At 66.1% G+C, this 14,444-nt stretch carries 13 protein-coding genes; 6 read left to right on the forward strand and 7 right to left on the reverse strand.

Annotation, left to right across the window (positions count from 1 at the left end; translation table 11 throughout):
* Window positions 1–89 precede the first annotated feature (89 nt).
* Window positions 90–608 (forward strand): winged helix-turn-helix transcriptional regulator, encoded by a 519-nt coding sequence (locus ACQR1B_RS08150; RefSeq protein WP_434832094.1) that lies wholly within the window; start codon window positions 90–92, stop codon window positions 606–608.
* Window positions 609–648: 40 nt separating this feature from the next.
* On the opposite strand, the gene ACQR1B_RS08155 is transcribed toward ACQR1B_RS08150, so the two are convergent.
* On the reverse strand, window positions 649–1,860 hold the full coding sequence (locus ACQR1B_RS08155) for a hypothetical protein (protein WP_434832095.1): 1,212 nt from the start codon (window positions 1,858–1,860) through the stop codon (window positions 649–651).
* Between the two features lie 918 nt (window positions 1,861–2,778).
* Between ACQR1B_RS08155 and ACQR1B_RS08160 the strand changes: the two genes are divergently transcribed.
* Window positions 2,779–3,579 (forward strand): SDR family NAD(P)-dependent oxidoreductase, encoded by an 801-nt coding sequence (locus ACQR1B_RS08160; protein WP_434832096.1) that lies wholly within the window; start codon window positions 2,779–2,781, stop codon window positions 3,577–3,579.
* Between the two features lie 4 nt (window positions 3,580–3,583).
* Window positions 3,584–4,030, forward strand: a complete 447-nt coding sequence (locus tag ACQR1B_RS08165; RefSeq protein ID WP_434832097.1) for a hypothetical protein — start codon at window positions 3,584–3,586, stop codon at window positions 4,028–4,030.
* A 4-nt stretch (window positions 4,031–4,034) separates the two neighbouring features.
* On the opposite strand, the gene ACQR1B_RS08170 is transcribed toward ACQR1B_RS08165, so the two are convergent.
* The 5 genes from ACQR1B_RS08170 to ACQR1B_RS08190 all read right to left on the reverse strand — a co-directional run bounded on the left by ACQR1B_RS08170 (window position 4,035) and on the right by ACQR1B_RS08190 (window position 7,074).
* Window positions 4,035–4,445 (reverse strand): VOC family protein, encoded by a 411-nt coding sequence (locus ACQR1B_RS08170; protein ID WP_434832098.1) that lies wholly within the window; start codon window positions 4,443–4,445, stop codon window positions 4,035–4,037.
* Window positions 4,446–4,475: 30 nt separating this feature from the next.
* The gene (locus tag ACQR1B_RS08175; protein WP_434832099.1) at window positions 4,476–4,886 is read right to left on the reverse strand and encodes a DoxX family protein; all 411 of its coding nucleotides are present in this window, start codon (window positions 4,884–4,886) and stop codon (window positions 4,476–4,478) included.
* Window positions 4,887–4,981: 95 nt separating this feature from the next.
* Window positions 4,982–6,253, reverse strand: a complete 1,272-nt coding sequence (locus ACQR1B_RS08180; RefSeq protein ID WP_434832100.1) for an RNA polymerase sigma factor — start codon at window positions 6,251–6,253, stop codon at window positions 4,982–4,984.
* Window positions 6,250–6,618 (reverse strand): YciI family protein, encoded by a 369-nt coding sequence (locus ACQR1B_RS08185; RefSeq protein WP_434832101.1) that lies wholly within the window; start codon window positions 6,616–6,618, stop codon window positions 6,250–6,252. The genes ACQR1B_RS08180 and ACQR1B_RS08185 overlap by 4 nt, the downstream gene beginning before the upstream one ends.
* Window positions 6,619–6,717: 99 nt before the next feature.
* Window positions 6,718–7,074 carry a hypothetical protein gene (locus ACQR1B_RS08190; RefSeq protein WP_434832102.1) on the reverse strand — a complete coding sequence of 119 codons (357 nt, stop codon included), beginning with the start codon at window positions 7,072–7,074 and terminating at the stop codon, window positions 6,718–6,720.
* A gap of 89 nt (window positions 7,075–7,163) precedes the next feature.
* On the opposite strand from ACQR1B_RS08190, the gene ACQR1B_RS08195 reads away from it, so the two are divergent.
* A complete protein-coding gene (locus ACQR1B_RS08195; protein WP_434832103.1) occupies window positions 7,164–8,129 on the forward strand; it encodes a 2-hydroxyacid dehydrogenase in 966 nt (321 codons plus the stop codon).
* A gap of 3 nt (window positions 8,130–8,132) precedes the next feature.
* Here ACQR1B_RS08195 and ACQR1B_RS08200 read toward each other — a convergent pair whose 3' ends face one another.
* Window positions 8,133–8,804 carry a TetR/AcrR family transcriptional regulator gene (locus ACQR1B_RS08200; RefSeq protein WP_434832104.1) on the reverse strand — a complete coding sequence of 224 codons (672 nt, stop codon included), beginning with the start codon at window positions 8,802–8,804 and terminating at the stop codon, window positions 8,133–8,135.
* Window positions 8,805–8,893: 89 nt separating this feature from the next.
* On the opposite strand from ACQR1B_RS08200, the gene ACQR1B_RS08205 reads away from it, so the two are divergent.
* Together ACQR1B_RS08205 and ACQR1B_RS08210 are read left to right on the forward strand one after the other, a co-directional pair.
* Window positions 8,894–9,538 (forward strand): glutathione binding-like protein, encoded by a 645-nt coding sequence (locus ACQR1B_RS08205; protein ID WP_434832105.1) that lies wholly within the window; start codon window positions 8,894–8,896, stop codon window positions 9,536–9,538.
* A 126-nt stretch (window positions 9,539–9,664) separates the two neighbouring features.
* Window positions 9,665–14,443: a DUF3320 domain-containing protein gene (locus ACQR1B_RS08210; RefSeq protein ID WP_434832106.1), complete on the forward strand. Its 4,779-nt coding sequence runs from the start codon at window positions 9,665–9,667 to the stop codon at window positions 14,441–14,443.
* Window position 14,444: the final 1 nt, after the last annotated feature.

Consider the following 14,444-nt stretch of genomic DNA (forward strand, 5'->3'; position numbering starts at 1 on the left):
TCCTTGACTGCTTGTGTTTTGCAACTAGTTGGAGAATGCCGAGACTGGTGCAATGTTGCAAGCGGTTTATGCGCCATCATGAGACTCCGATGCCCGACCCTCACCGCTCCGGCTGCCCGATCAACCTCACCCTCGAGGTGCTCGGTGACAAATGGAGCCTGCTCGTCATCCGCGACATGATGTTCGGAAGTCGCCGGCACTATCGCGAACTGCTCGGCGGGTCGGAGGAAGGCATCTCCTCGAACATTCTGGCCGACCGCCTGAAGACGTTGCTCGCCGCCGGCATCATCAGCCGCCAGGACGATCCGAGCCACAAGCAGAAGGGCATCTATTCCCTGACCGAGCAGGGCATCGAACTGCTGCCGATCCTCGCGCAGATGGCCGGCTGGGGTTACAAATATCTGCCGGTCTCGGAAGAACTCGGCATCCGCGCCAGGCTGCTGACGGAAGGCGGGCCGACGATGTGGGCCGAATTCATGGATGAGTTGCGCGAGATCCATCTCGGCGTGAAACGGCGCAAAAAGGCCGGTCCCGGCGTCGGCGAACGACTGCAGGCGGCCTACCGGGAGGTGGTCGCGGCCAAGGCGGCTGAAGCGCGCAAGACGTGATCATGGACACTGCGCGGATGCCGCGCCCGCAGGCACGGCGTCAGAAGCGGGTGTTGTCGGCCCTGTACCGCGATGATCTGCGCGGGCTTCGCTCGGGGACCTGCTCCAATTGCGCGATCGGACGGCGGTAGGTCTCGGCGCGGCGCAGCCAGCCCGCCTCCCAGACGCGGTTGGACGGCAGATTGCGAACCCGCTGCTGCAGCACGACCTGCACGGCTTCGGAATATTCCGCCAACACGGCCTTCGGCTCGCTGGTGCTGCCGTTCATCTTCAGCAGGACCTGCTTCAGGCCCCAGCCCTGGCGCTGCCCCGTCTCCTTGTCCACCGCGGTCTCGGAGGGATTGGTGCCTTCGCCCTTGAAGTTGATGTAGTCGATCAGAGGATAGAGATCCTCCGATGCGCGCACGACGCGCGCATATTGCGCGACGATGTGCTCGCGCTCGGCGCTGTCGGGCGTGTTGGCGAGGATCTTGTCCATCGCCCCTTGCGCGCGCGCCACCAGGAACTGCGTCTGCTCCGCCATCGTGTCGAGCAGGAACTGGCGCAGTTGACGCATCTGGGGCGAATTGAAATTCCGCTTGAAGTCGGCCCGGCTCGTCCACGGGCAGGCCGGAATCGGCATCTTGTCGAGCCATTCCGGAAGCCGCGTCTTGCCGTTGCGCAGAAACGCGACCAACCCCGGAAAGCCTTCTTCATAGGGCGGCTTCGCGGTGGTCGGATACCAGATGAAATGGCCGATCCCGAGCGAGGCGAATTCCTCGCCCGCATTCCACGACGTGATCGCGTCACGCCGGCCGCCGGCTTCGTTGAGCCAGATCTTGCGGCCGATCATCTGCGCCACGTCGGCGGGCAGCACCCGTTGCGGGACGGACAGATTCTTCGCGTCCTTGGTCTCTCGCCCCGCCGTCCGCACGTCGCCCTTGCGCTCGGCCGTGACAGGCTTCGACGGCCCGGTCAACGGCAAGGCCAGCTTCGGCGCGGACGTCTGCACCTCGGCCGGCCGTCCGACCGTCTCGGGCTCGTTTTTTGGGGGCTGCGGCGACGTGGCCTCGCGCGCCTGCTCGGTCTCGGTCGGCTTGGCAGCAACGGTGTCGTCCGCCCATGCGCTCCCGTTCGCCGCCAGGCCGAGGACGACGCAGGACAGGAGCAATGCCTGGCGCGCGCGCACCAAGCCGTCCGGCCCGCGCGACGATGCCTGCCGTTCCATGCCGCTTGAGGATGTGATTCGCTGGCTGATGAATTGACCGCCCATGTCGCTTCTACCGAGACTCCGACTCTATGCTACCCGTTCGGGATTCGTCCAAGCCCGGACGAGACCGCACCACCCGACGGGAAAATCAACCGGGGGGCGACGGCTGCATCCGACATCGCAATCCGCTCTTCGCTGCGCCGGCGAGGCCACAGCTTCGCTGCGCCAAACAGCTGTTTCTTGAAGACGTTCAAGCCGATCACCCTTATCCAGCCATTCCCGTCCGAGTCCTGCGTTTAGAATTCCTGGTCCTTTAACCATGTCCTCCTTCCGATCGAGAGGCCGTTTCGCGGTCGTCGAGACGTCGGGAGCGGCATGTGTTGGACGCGTCGATGGTGCAGCGGGGATCATGATTCGGAACCAGAGATCGTGGACGCGCATTGCGCCATAGCTTTCCGACAAGATCATGCTCAGAAGTGGACACGTAGACGAACAACGCGGAGCGTACGGCGAAATCGTGCGGTCCTGGCATCCCGGGCGCAGTGCCGTGTCCGGTGCATGTGTGCATTGTGGCGGAAACGGGGGCAAAACAGCCTGTCGCCGCGAAGAATATATGAGCCGTCAGATCATCGTGGAGGGCTGGCCAGGATGTCGCAGCGGAACCTTCGGTATCGGCCCGTGCATTTTTCCGCCCGAGGGCCAAGGGGCGGCAAGCTTCCGGTCCTTCCCTGCGTCCTCGGGGGAGGGGGACGGCATCCGGCACGACACGGCCGCCCTTCACCACAAACACGCGAACGATGAGCTCATTTCTACCCCTGACTGTTTGACAAGGACCCCGAACTTCGGTGCGCTGTCTGCATTCCGCGGATATGGATCGAACGCACACTGACAATGTGACGATCTTCACAGCCGGTCCGCGCAGCCCATGTTAGAAACCACAATGAGCAAGCGCCGGGGCGCCGGCCGGAGGAGCCGACTGCCGTGACGGAATCATCGACGACGGTGCGAAACGACAAGGTCGCCCTGATCACCGGGGCGGCGCGCGGTATCGGGCTCGCAACCGCCAAGAGATTCCTCGACGAGGGCTGGCAGGTGGCCCTGCTCGACATCGAGGCCAAGCTGCTCGGCAACGCCACGGCCGCACTCGATTGTCCGGACCGCACGCTCGCACTGCATTGCGACGTGTCGGAAGCGACCATGGTGGCCGAGGCGCTGGAGCGCATCACGAAGCGGTTTGGTCGTCTCGATGCGCTGGTGAACAATGCCGGCGTCGCACGCTTCGCGCCGATCATGGAAACCAGCGAAGCCGATTGGCAGCGCATTCTCGACGTCAATCTGACGGGGCCGTTCCTATGCACGCGGGCCGCGGTGCCGCTGATGCGCGAGCGCGGCGGCGCCATCGTCAACATCACCTCGATCTCGGCCGTGCGCGCCTCCACCCTGCGCTCGGCCTACGGCACCAGCAAGGCGGCGCTGGCACATCTCACCAAGCAGCTCGCGGTCGAGCTCGCCTCAGCCGGCATCCGCGTCAATGCCGTGGCGCCCGGGCCGGTCGAGACGGAGATGGCCAAGGCCGTGCACACGCCGGAGATCCGCGCCGACTACCACGACGCCATTCCGCTCAACCGCTACGGCCTCGAAGAGGAGCTGGCGGACGCCATCTTCTTCCTCAGCTCCGAGCGATCGAGCTACATCACGGGCCAGGTGCTGGCCGTGGACGGCGGCTTCGATGCCGCAGGAATCGGACTGCCGACCTTGCGCGGCCAACGCGGGAACGCATGAGACGATGCCGAGCCGGATGCGCATCATCCTGACCCTGCTGCTCGCGCTCGCGTTGTGGGTGATCGCGACGATGCTGGCGCGCGCCGATGTCCGTATCACCTCCTCGCCCGGCGGCGAGGTCGGGCCGTTCCTCGAACTGTTCGAGAAGGTCCGCGCCTCCGGCGAGCGCGTGATCATCGACGGTCCCTGCCTGTCGGCCTGCACGCTGGTGCTGAGCGTCGTGCCGGAGGACCGCATCTGCGTGACACGGCGCGCCACCCTCGGCTTCCATGCCGCACGCTCGGTCGACCGGCGCGGCCGCACCTATGAGGAGCCGGAGGCCTCACAGATCGTGCTGCGCACCTACCCGGCGCCGGTGCGCAACTGGATCGCGCGCCGCGGCGGCCTGACGTCGCGGCTGCTCGTGCTGCGCGGGCGCGATCTGAAGGCGATGTACCCCTCGTGCCGCTAGCCGCTCAGTAGCCGTCGGCCGGGGAATTGATCATCCAGGGAATCCCGAAGCGATCGACCCCCATACCGAAGCCCTTCGACCAGAAGGTCTTGCCGAACGGCATGGTAATGCTGCCGCCCTCCAGCAGCGCCTTGAACTTGTGCTCGGCCTCGGCCGGATCTGCGATCTGCAGCGAGACCGAGATTCCCTGGGGCGTCCGAAAATACGCCGGCGGCGCATCCGAGGCCATGATGACGTCACCCGATATCGAGAAGCTGACATGCATGATCCTGTCCTTGTGCTCGGGCGCTGACGGCATCTCCGGCGGAGCCTCGCCATAGCGCATCATCATGTCGACCTTGGCGCCGAGCACGTCGGCATAGTGCTTGAGGGCCTGCTCGCAATTTCCGTTGAAGGTGAGATAGGGACAGATCATGTCATCCTCCTTGGTTGAAAACGTCATGCCTCAGCGCAGCGGCAGCAGCGCGCGCAGACGGCGGTCGCGCAACCACAGGCCGCCCCACACCATCAGCCCGAGATAAAGGCCGAACAGCAAATGGCTGAACAGCGGACTGCCGATGCGGACATGGGAGGCGATGGCGCCGCCGAGATAGCCGGTGAGCAGGATCGCACCGAAGAGCGACGTCTGCGGCAGCGCATAGAGCACGGTGCAGATGATCGTGATGAAGCCGAGCGCGCGCGCCGTGGAATCGCTCGCGCCATAACCCATCTGATCCATCGTCTGGGTGACGACATCGAGCGGAATGAGCTTGATCGCGCCATCGAACAGCAGGAACAGGATCACCAGCCCGCTGAGGAAGCGGCCGCTCCACGATTCGGCGCGCGAGACCGGCCGGTCCAAGGTGATCGTCGACATCGTCAGGCCCTCTCCATGATGTTGCTCCAAGGACGAACGACCGGCCGCGCCGCCGACAGCCCGGGTCAGATTTTGGGTCGGCCTTCGGCTACACGTCAATGACCAACGCGCGCCTGCGCCGTCGCGCCGTCGCGCATCAGCCGGTCGAGTTGCATCCGGATGTGCGCCGCCTCGGCCGAACTGTGCGCCAGCGCGATGGCGCGGTCGAACGCCGTCCGGGCCTCGTCACTGCGCCCGAGCTGCATCAGCAAACCGCCGCGGACACCGAAGAAATAGAAGTAGTTGGCAAGCCGCCCCTCGAGCGGTGCGATCAGGTCGAGCGCGGCCTGCGCACCTCGTACCTTGGACACCGCCACCGCGCGATTGAGCGTCACCACTGGCGAGGGCTGCACGACTTCAAGTGCACCATAGAGCAGGTCGATCTGGGTCCAGTCGGTGTCCTCAGGCCGTACCGCACGGGAATGCAATGCGGCGATCGCCGCCTGGATCTGGTACGGGCCGCTGCGGCGATGCCGCATGGCCTTGTCGATCAGCGCCGCGCCTTCCGCGATCATCGGCTGATTCCACAGCGTGCGATCCTGATCCTCCAGCAGGATCAGCGATCCCTGCGCATCGAAGCGGGCCGCCGTACGGGCGTGCTGCAGCAGCAACAGCGCGGTGAGCCCCATGATCTCGGGCTCGCTCGGGAACAGCCGCAGCAGCAGCCGCGCCAGCCGAATCGCCTCCTCCGACAACGGTTGGCGCAGCTCGGCGGTCTCTCCGCCGGCCGAATAGCCTTCATTGAAGATCAGGTAGATCATAGCGGCGACCGCCATCAGGCGCTCGGAGCGCTCGACAGCGCCGGGCGTCTCGAACGGCACGTCGGCCTGCGCGACACGCGCCTTGGCGCGGGTGATGCGCTGCTCCATCGCAGCCTCGCTCACCAGGAAGGCGCGGGCGATCTGCTTCACCGTCAGTCCGGAGACCACGCGCAACGCCAGCGCGATCTGCTGAGTCGCCGGCAACTCCTTGTGGCAGCAGATGAACAGCAAACGGAGGATGTCGTCGCGATAATGCGAGCCGTCGAGCCGGTCGGCAACGGCGCTCTCGGCGTCGCCGAGATCGGAGATCGCGTCGTCCTCGGGCAGCGGCTGCTCGCGGCGGCTGCGCCTGACCTCGTCGATGGCCGCGTTACGGCCGACCATGATCAGCCACGCCGCGGGATCGCGCGGCGGGCCGTTCTGCGGCCAGCTCTTCAGCGCGCGCAGGCAGGCGTTCTGGAACGCCTCCTCGGCGGTATCGAGGTCGCGAAAATAGCGCAGCAGTGCGCCGACGGCCTGGGGACGCGCTGACGTCAGGGCTGCATCGATCCAGGCCGCATCGCTCATGCCAGCGCTCCACCCGGCCTGAACGTCCCCACGGGACGGATTTCGTACGAGCCGCCGGGATTGGCCTCGCCCAGTTCGCGCGCGACCTCCAGCGCCTCGTCGAGATTGGCGCAATCGACGATGTAGAAGCCGAGCAATTGCTCCTTGGTCTCGGCATAGGGCCCGTCGAGCACGAGCGGCGGATCCTCCTTGCGCAGGGTCGTCGCCGCCGTGGTCGGCAGCAGCCGCGCCACCGGGCCGAGCCGTCCCTGCTTGATCAGCTTCTCCTGGACGACCGCGAGCTTGGCCATGACCGCCGCATCCTGGTCCTTGCTCCAGGCGCAGACGACATCCTCGTCGTGATAGCAGAGCAACGCGTACAGCATCGGCGGGCATCTCCCTTCGTCTTCAAGACGGTGGAGTATGCCCGCAGCCGACAGGCTCACGAAGAATTTTCGCAGGTTCCGCCAGCAGGGACGAGCCGCCTACCAGGAGATGCCATATTTGGCCGCGATGTTGCGCGCCCGCGTCTCCTGGGCGCTCTCGCGCGGCTGCTTGGCACGCCCGGCCTGCCGCTGCGACTGGCCCTGGCCTTGGCTTTGCCCTGCAGCCCCCTGGCCTTGCCCTGCAGCGCCCTGGCCGCCGGGATTGCCGGCGCCCTGCGCCATTCCGGCCGCGGCGCCCTGCCCCTGGCCACCCGCCTGTGGCTGCCCGCCGCCCTTGCCGAGGGAAATGCCGTTGGCCGACAGGATCGAGCCGACGTCGATGGTCTGGGCCTGGGTCTGGGCCTGGGCCGAGACGGAAGCGATGACGAAAGCTGTGACGAAAAGCAGTTTGCGCATGACGATGTCTCCGTGTTGATGACCGGAGATTGGCCTGCCCGCACGATCTGGTATGTGGGACAGATCACTCAAGCTTCGAGGACCTTCTGATGACCAAAGGCGCGCTGGCGCTCCTGATCCATGGCGGCACCGACAATTGGTCGCCGCAGCGCTGGAAGGCGCGTTTCGACGACGTCTGCGGCGATCGCCCCGTGGTGCTGCTGCCCGATGCCGGGCTCGACCCGGTCGACGTCCACTATGCCGCGGTGTGGAAACCGGTCCCCGGCGAGTTGGCCGGCTTCCCGAACCTGCGCGTCATTTTCAATCTGGGCGCCGGCGTCGATGCGCTGATGGCCGACAACACCCTGCCGAGCGTGCCGCTGGTCCGGGTGGCGGTCGACGATCTCACTCAGCGGATGACCGAATATGTCGTCCTGCACGTGCTGATGCACCACCGGCAGGAGCTGTATTTGCGCGAATCGCAGCGGATGAAGCGCTGGGCGCCGAAATATCAGTGGCCGGCCGCCGCCATCGGCGTCGGCATTCTCGGCATGGGCACGCTCGGCCTCGACGCGGCCGAGGTGCTCAAGCGCATGGGCTTCCAGGTCGCCGGCTGGAGCCGCAGCGCCAAGCAGGCCGACGGCATCGAATCCTTCCATGGCGCGGCACAGCTCGATACGTTCCTGGCGCGGACCGACATCCTGGTCTCGCTGCTGCCGCTGACGCCGGACACCCGCGGCATTCTCGACCGCAGGATGTTCGCCAAGCTGCGGCGCTCTTCGCCGCTCGGCGCGCCGGTCATGATCAATGCCGGCCGCGGCGGACTGCAGAACGAGGCCGACATCCTCGCCTGTCTCGACGACGGCACGCTCGGCGCGGTCTCGCTCGACGTGTTCGGCCGGGAGCCGCTGCCGGCCGACAGCGCCTTCTGGAGCCATCCGAAGGTCGTGCTGACGCCGCACAACGCCGCCGACACCGACGCCGACGCGATCTCGCGCTATGTCGGCGAGCAGATCGCGGCGTTCGAAGCCGGCGGCGCGCTGCGCAACCTGGTCGACCGCGTCAGGGGCTACTGAACGCTATCTGCCGCCCAGCATGACATCGATGGCGCCGGCGATGATCGCCTCCAGCTCCGTGCGCGGCACCCGCGCCCGGGCGCGGACCGCGATCGAGTGGATCGTCGCCGACGCCAGATGCGCCAGCACGACGGGATCGGCGCCATCGGGCAGTTCGCCCTTCTCCTTGGCGCGCCGGAAACACTGCGCAAACGCCTTGTCCAGCTCGGTCAGGGCGTTCTGCACCATGGCGCGGATGTCGGGATCGGCGATCGCCTCGGAGCCCGCCGTCATCACCGTGAAGCAGCCATGCGGCCCTTCCTCGCCGGAGAGATAGAGGTCGAGCACGGCGGCAAACAGCCGTTCCAACTGCCGCCGCACCGGCCAATCCTGGCGGAAGATCTCGCCCAACACGGCGCGGGCGTTGTCGCGATAGCGCTGATAGCTCTTGATGTAGAGCTCGCGCTTGTCGCCGAACGCGCCATAGAGGCTCGGCCGGTTCATCCCGGTGGCGGCGCTGAGGTCGTCCAGTGAGGTCGCGGCAAAGCCGGTCGTCCTGAACAGGTCGAGCGCCTTCCCGAGCGCGATATCCGGCTCATAGGCCCGCGGCCGCCCGCGCCGCTTCGGTTCGGCAGGCGCGGCGGCGGTTTTGGCAACGGAGTCGCCCCGCGGCGGCTGCTTCTTTTTTTGTACCATTCCGCACTAAATTCCTTGACCGCCCACATACTATGCGAGACAGTATAAAAATCAATCAGCGCTCCGGTCAGGAGCCCGAGGAGACGTCCATGGACCTGTATTTCTCGCCGCTCGCATGCTCGCTCGCCAGCCGCATCGCGCTGTATGACGCCAGCGCTGAGGCGAAGTATCTCGAGGTGGATCCGAAGACGAAGATCGTCCTCAATGACGGTTCCGATTTTCGCGCCGTCAATCCGCTCGGGCTCGTCCCGACCTTGCGCACCGATGACGGCGACGTGCTGACGGAGAACGCGGCGATCCTGCAATATGTCGCCGATCGCTTCCCTGCGGCAAAGCTCGGCACCGCCCCCGGCATGGACCGCAGCCGGCTGCAGCAATGGCTCTGCTTCATCGGCACCGAGCTGCACAAGGGGCTGTTCATTCCGATCCTCGACAAGACCGCCCCGGACGAGATGAAGACCCACGTTCTGAGCAAGAACCTGTCGCGCCTCGACCATCTCGACAACCATCTGCGCGGCCGCGACTATCTGCTCGATCATTTCACGGTCGCCGACGCCTATCTCGTCACCGTGATCAACTGGACCATGGCGACGCCGCCGATCGAGCTCGCCAGATGGCCGGCCGTGAAGGCCTACTACGAACGCCTGCGGACACGCCCGTCGATCGCACGCGCGATCGCCGAGGAGTTCGCGCTCTACAAGGCGGAACTGGCGCGGCACAAGGCGGCGGCCTGACGGCATCCGCGTATCATCTCACCCGGGCGGAGTTGAAGCCTCGTTCCACGAGCCCACCGACATCGTGTCGGATGCTTGACCTGAGTCACGTCGGGTTGCAATCCTCGAATCGCAGGAGGATTGCACGTGGCAAGCACATCCGTACGAGACCGATTACTGGCGGACCGGCGCGCGTTGCTCGATCTGGGCACGCGCAACCGGCTCGTGCACATCCCGCTCAAGACCAAGACCATCCGCACCATCGACATCGTCGGCGCACGCTCGGCTGCGCTGTTCGAGCTGCTCGGCGAAGGCAAGCGCTTCACGTTCCTGCCGACGAAGGCCGAAACGGCTGCGGAAACTGACGGCACGGCATCGGCTGCGGCCCTGCCTCCGCCGCCTCAGTCCGAAACGCCGGCCCCCAGGTCGAAGCCGACCGAAAACGAATCGGAGGCCCAGACCCGGCCCGCAGACACCCGGCTCCAGACCCGCTTGACGTCCGAGGCGCTGCAGAAGCGGCTGCTCGACATCTGGTACGACGCGCGCACGCTGGAAGAGGAACAAGGCGTCAACGTCCTCTATCTCGCCTTCGGGCTGCTGAAATGGTTCGAGGACGACAAATCCGACGTCGAGCGGTTCGCTCCTCTCGTCCTGCTGCCCGTCCGGCTCGAACGCAGCAGCGCCGCCGATCGGTTTCATCTCGTCTCGCGTTCCGAGCCGCCGTCGCCGAATCTTTCGCTCCAGGCGAAGCTCGATGCCGAATTCGGCTTGAAGGTCGCGGATTTCGGCGACGAGGACGATGTCGACATTGCCGGCTATCTGGCCGGCGTCGCCGAGACGGTCGCAGGAAAGCAGAAGTGGGAGGTCAAGGCGGATGCGATCGTCCTCGGCTTCTTCTCGTTCTCCAAGTTCCTGATGTATCGCGACCTCGATCCGGAGAATTGGCCCGCGGACGGCGCCCTGGATCGGCACCCTTTGATCACGGCGCTGCTGCAGGACGGCTTCGAAGCGTCGCAGCCGATCGTCGCCGACGATGGCAAGATCGATGCGGTGATCCAGCCGGTCGCGATGAACCACGTCGTCGATGCCGATTCATCGCAGGCCGTTGTCATCGAGGAAGTGGTCCGCGGCCGCGACCTCGTCGTCAAGGGACCACCAGGCACGGGGAAATCGCAGACCATCACCAACATCATCGCGTCGGCTGCGGCCGAGGGAAAGACGGTGCTGTTCGTCGCCGAGAAGATGGCCGCGCTCGACGTGGTGCACCGAAGGTTGAAAGCCGTCGGTCTCGGGTCGCTCGCGCTCGAGCTGCACTCCAACAAGGCCAACAAGCGTGCTCTGCTGGAAGAGCTGAAGCGCTGCAAATCAGCCGCCGTGCCGCCCCCTCGCGGTGAAGCGACGCTGGTGCGGCGCCTCACCGACAGCCGCGACAGCCTCAATCAGCACGCCGACATGATGCACCAGCCGCATCCACCGAGCGAACTGACACCGTTCAGGCTGCTCGGACATCTCGTGCGTTGCGGCGAGACCTCTGCGCAGACGCCTCTGCCACTGCAAAGCGCGCCATCCTGGTCACCGTTGGAGCTGGAACGGCGGAGCGAGCTGGTCGCAGAACTGGCGGAACGGATCGCATCCGACGGTGCGCCTCAGTTGCATCCGTGGCGGGGCGTCATGCGCGAGGCGCTCGATCCGGCCGAGATGGCCCAGCTGCGGACTTCGCTGGACGATCTTTCGAATGTGCTCGGCCGCGTCGCCACAGGCGCGGCGCGCCTCGGCACGCTGTTCGAACTGCCGCTATCGGCGACCTTGGCCGATGCCGCGGGCGTCCTGGCAATTGCGGAGGCCGTGGCCGCGATGCCCGAGTGCGACAAGGCTGCCTTGCGCGATCCGATCTGGAGGCGGCCTCAGGACGTCGCCGATCTCGTCGACAAGGGACTTCGCTACGCCAAATTGAAGACTGCGTTCGAGTCCGCCTTCGTCGACTCCGCCTGGGACGCATCGATCGCCGATTGCCGCAAGGTCATCGCCGAGAAAGGCCGCTCCTGGTTCCGCCTGCTCAGCGCGCGCTATCGCGCGCAGATCGCACTGCTCAACTCGTACCTGAAAGTACCGATGCCGAAATCGCTCGATCAGCGGCTGCTGCTGATCGACGGTCTCATCGCCGCGCAGGCGGCGCGCCGGTCCTTCGCAGAGGTGGAGACGGCAGGCAGCGCGGCCTTCGGAACCGCATGGCAGAAGGAGCAGTCGGATTGGGACGCGCTGTCGAAATTAACGGCTTGGTGGAGCGCGTTTCCAAAACCGTTCGCGACCGATGAGACGCGCCAGCGCCTGACGCATCTGACGCTGGCGGCCGACGATCGGCAATCGATCGACCGATTCAGGAGCGATCTCGCAGGCCTGAGGTCCGGCCTGCAGCAGCTGATCGATTTTCTGCAACTGGAGCCCAGCCGCATCCCGCTCGACCCAGGCGACCGGATTCGGTTCGACGAGCTGTCGCAGACCTTGTCGGAGTGGCGCGGCTCGACCGAGCGTCTCACCCGCTGGATCGCGTTCATGGAGCGGGTCCGCCTCGCGCGCGCGGATGGTCTGGCGGCATTGGTCGACCGCACGCTCGACGGCTCGTTGCCGGGCGACGCCCTGCAACAGACCTTCGACGCGTCCTACTACGATGCGATGCGCAGCGTGATCTTCGCCCAGTTTCCGCAGCTCAAGCGTTTCGACGGAGAGTCGCACGACCGTTTGGTCGACGGCTTCCGCAAGCTGGACGTCGAGCGCATGCAGTTCGCGCGTGACCAGATTGCGTATGACCACGCCGCAGCGCTGCCGCGCAATGCAGGCGGCATCGGACCGCTCGGCGTGTTGAACGGCGAACTTGCCAAGAAGCGCAATCATTTGCCGATCCGCCAGCTCCTGGAGCGCGCCGGCCCGGTCGTGCAGCAGATCAAGCCGATCTTCCTGATGAGCCCGCTGTCGGTCGCCCAATTCCTCAAGCCCGGCGCGATCGCGTTCGATCTGCTCGTGGTCGACGAGGCCTCGCAGATCGAGCCGGTCGATGCGCTCGGCGCCGTGGCGCGCTGCCGGCAGATGGTGGTCGTCGGCGACGAGCGCCAGCTGCCGCCGACGCGCTTCTTCGCAAAGCTGACCGGCAATGATGACGACGACGGCGACGACGAGGACCAGCCGACCTTCCAGGTCAAGGACGCCGAGAGCATTCTCGACCTCTGCCTGGCCAAGGGCCTGTCGCATCGGATGCTGAACTGGCACTACCGCAGCAAGCACCAGTCGCTGATCGCAGTCTCCAACAAGCAGTTCTACGACAACCGCCTGTTCATCGTGCCGAGCCCGTACGACGCCGTCGCCGGCATGGGGCTGAAGTTCAACTACAACCCCGATGCGCATTACGAGCGCGGCAGCAGCCGGACCAATCCGGGGGAAGCGCGGATCGTGGCCGAGGCGGTCATGCGCCACGCGCGCGAGACGCCGGAGAGAAGCCTGGGGGTCGCGACCTTCTCGGTGGCGCAGCGCCAGGCGATTCAGGACCAGCTCGAAATCCTGCGCATGGAGAACCCGGAGACCGAAAGCTTCTTCGTTCGCGGCACGAGCGAGCCGTTCTTCGTGAAGAACCTCGAAAACATCCAGGGCGACGAGCGCGACGTCGTCTTCATCTCGATGGGCTATGGCCGGACCAAGGAAGGCTTCGTCTCGATGAGCTTCGGCCCGCTGAACTCGGACGGCGGCGAGCGGCGGCTGAACGTGCTGATCTCCCGCGCCAAGCTGCGCTGCGAGGTGTTCTCCTCGATCACCGGCGACGACATCGACCTGTCGCGCGCCAAGGGCCGCGGCATCGCGGCTCTGAAGACATTCCTGACGTTTGCGCAGACCGGGCAGCTCGGCATTGCGCACGAGACCGGCCGCGATCCGGACTCCGTGTTCGAGGAGCAGGTCGCAGCCAAGCTGCGGACGCTCGGCCACGACGTCAAGACGCAGATCGGCACCGCCGGCTTCTTCGTCGATCTGGCGGTCGTCGATCCCGACAAGCCCGGCCGCTTCCTGCTCGGCATCGAATGTGACGGCGCCCAGTATCATGCCTCGCGCTCGGCACGCGACCGCGACAGGCTGAGACAGAACGTGCTCGAAGCGCATGGCTGGGTGCTGCATCGCATCTGGTCGACGGACTGGTTCCTGCGACCCAAGGAGGAGACCGAGAAGGTTGTTCGCGCGATCGAGGCCGCGAAAGCGCACTGGCGGGAGATCGACGAAGGTGCTGCCGAGGCGCAGCCCGAGCCTGCGGCACGCACCGATGTGCCCGCGCCGGAACGAGCCGACGAACACGCCGCCGAGGCCGTCGCACAGGCGCCGGCCGCGATCCCCTATGAGGAGGCGAAGCTGCGGGTGCGCCGGGAGACCGAGCCGCACGAAACCCCGCTCGCCGACATGACCCGGCACATCGTCGAGATCGTCACGGTCGAAGGACCGGTGCACGAATCGGAGATCATCGTGCGCATCCGATCGGCCTGGGGCCTCGCCCGCGCCGGCAATCGCATCCGCGACGCGGTGCGCGCGGCGCTGAAGTCGGCGGTCGATCAGGGGAAAATCGCGGGAGGCCCGTTCTACGTCGTGCCCGGACAGACGCCCGTCGTGCGAAACCGCGAGGACGTGCAATCGACGACGCTGCGCAAGCCCGAGATGCTGCCGCCGGACGAGATCAAGGCGGCCATCGTTCAGGTCGTCGAGCAGAACTACGGCGCCGAGGAGGATCAATTGATCCAGGCGGTGGCCCGCCTGTTCGGCTTCGGATCGACCAGCGCCCAGTTGCGCGATGCCGTCCAGAGCAGCCTCAAGGATCTTCTCGACGCTGGCAATCTGCGTCGCGAAGGAGAGCTGCTGACCAAGCCCCAGGAGGTCTCGCCGGCCGCGCCGGCCTAAT

The organism is Bradyrhizobium oligotrophicum, assembly GCF_051168495.1.
GTDB lineage: Bacteria > Pseudomonadota > Alphaproteobacteria > Rhizobiales > Xanthobacteraceae > Bradyrhizobium > Bradyrhizobium oligotrophicum_A.

What these genes read in the sequence shown, in the direction of transcription:
- ACQR1B_RS08155 (WP_434832095.1), bottom strand. Translation starts at nt 1,860, where the DNA reads ATGGGCGGTCAATTCATCAGCCAGCGAATCACATCCTCAAGCGGCATG.
- ACQR1B_RS08180 (WP_434832100.1), bottom strand. Translation starts at nt 6,253, where the DNA reads ATGAGCGATGCGGCCTGGATCGATGCAGCCCTGACGTCAGCGCGTCCC.
- ACQR1B_RS08185 (WP_434832101.1), bottom strand. Translation starts at nt 6,618, where the DNA reads ATGCTGTACGCGTTGCTCTGCTATCACGACGAGGATGTCGTCTGCGCC.
- ACQR1B_RS08200 (WP_434832104.1), bottom strand. Translation starts at nt 8,804, where the DNA reads ATGGTACAAAAAAAGAAGCAGCCGCCGCGGGGCGACTCCGTTGCCAAA.
- ACQR1B_RS08165 (WP_434832097.1), top strand. Translation starts at nt 3,584, where the DNA reads ATGCCGAGCCGGATGCGCATCATCCTGACCCTGCTGCTCGCGCTCGCG.
- ACQR1B_RS08150 (WP_434832094.1), top strand. Translation starts at nt 90, where the DNA reads ATGCCCGACCCTCACCGCTCCGGCTGCCCGATCAACCTCACCCTCGAG.
- ACQR1B_RS08175 (WP_434832099.1), bottom strand. Translation starts at nt 4,886, where the DNA reads ATGTCGACGATCACCTTGGACCGGCCGGTCTCGCGCGCCGAATCGTGG.
- ACQR1B_RS08190 (WP_434832102.1), bottom strand. Translation starts at nt 7,074, where the DNA reads ATGCGCAAACTGCTTTTCGTCACAGCTTTCGTCATCGCTTCCGTCTCG.
- ACQR1B_RS08195 (WP_434832103.1), top strand. Translation starts at nt 7,164, where the DNA reads ATGACCAAAGGCGCGCTGGCGCTCCTGATCCATGGCGGCACCGACAAT.
- ACQR1B_RS08205 (WP_434832105.1), top strand. Translation starts at nt 8,894, where the DNA reads ATGGACCTGTATTTCTCGCCGCTCGCATGCTCGCTCGCCAGCCGCATC.
- ACQR1B_RS08170 (WP_434832098.1), bottom strand. Translation starts at nt 4,445, where the DNA reads ATGATCTGTCCCTATCTCACCTTCAACGGAAATTGCGAGCAGGCCCTC.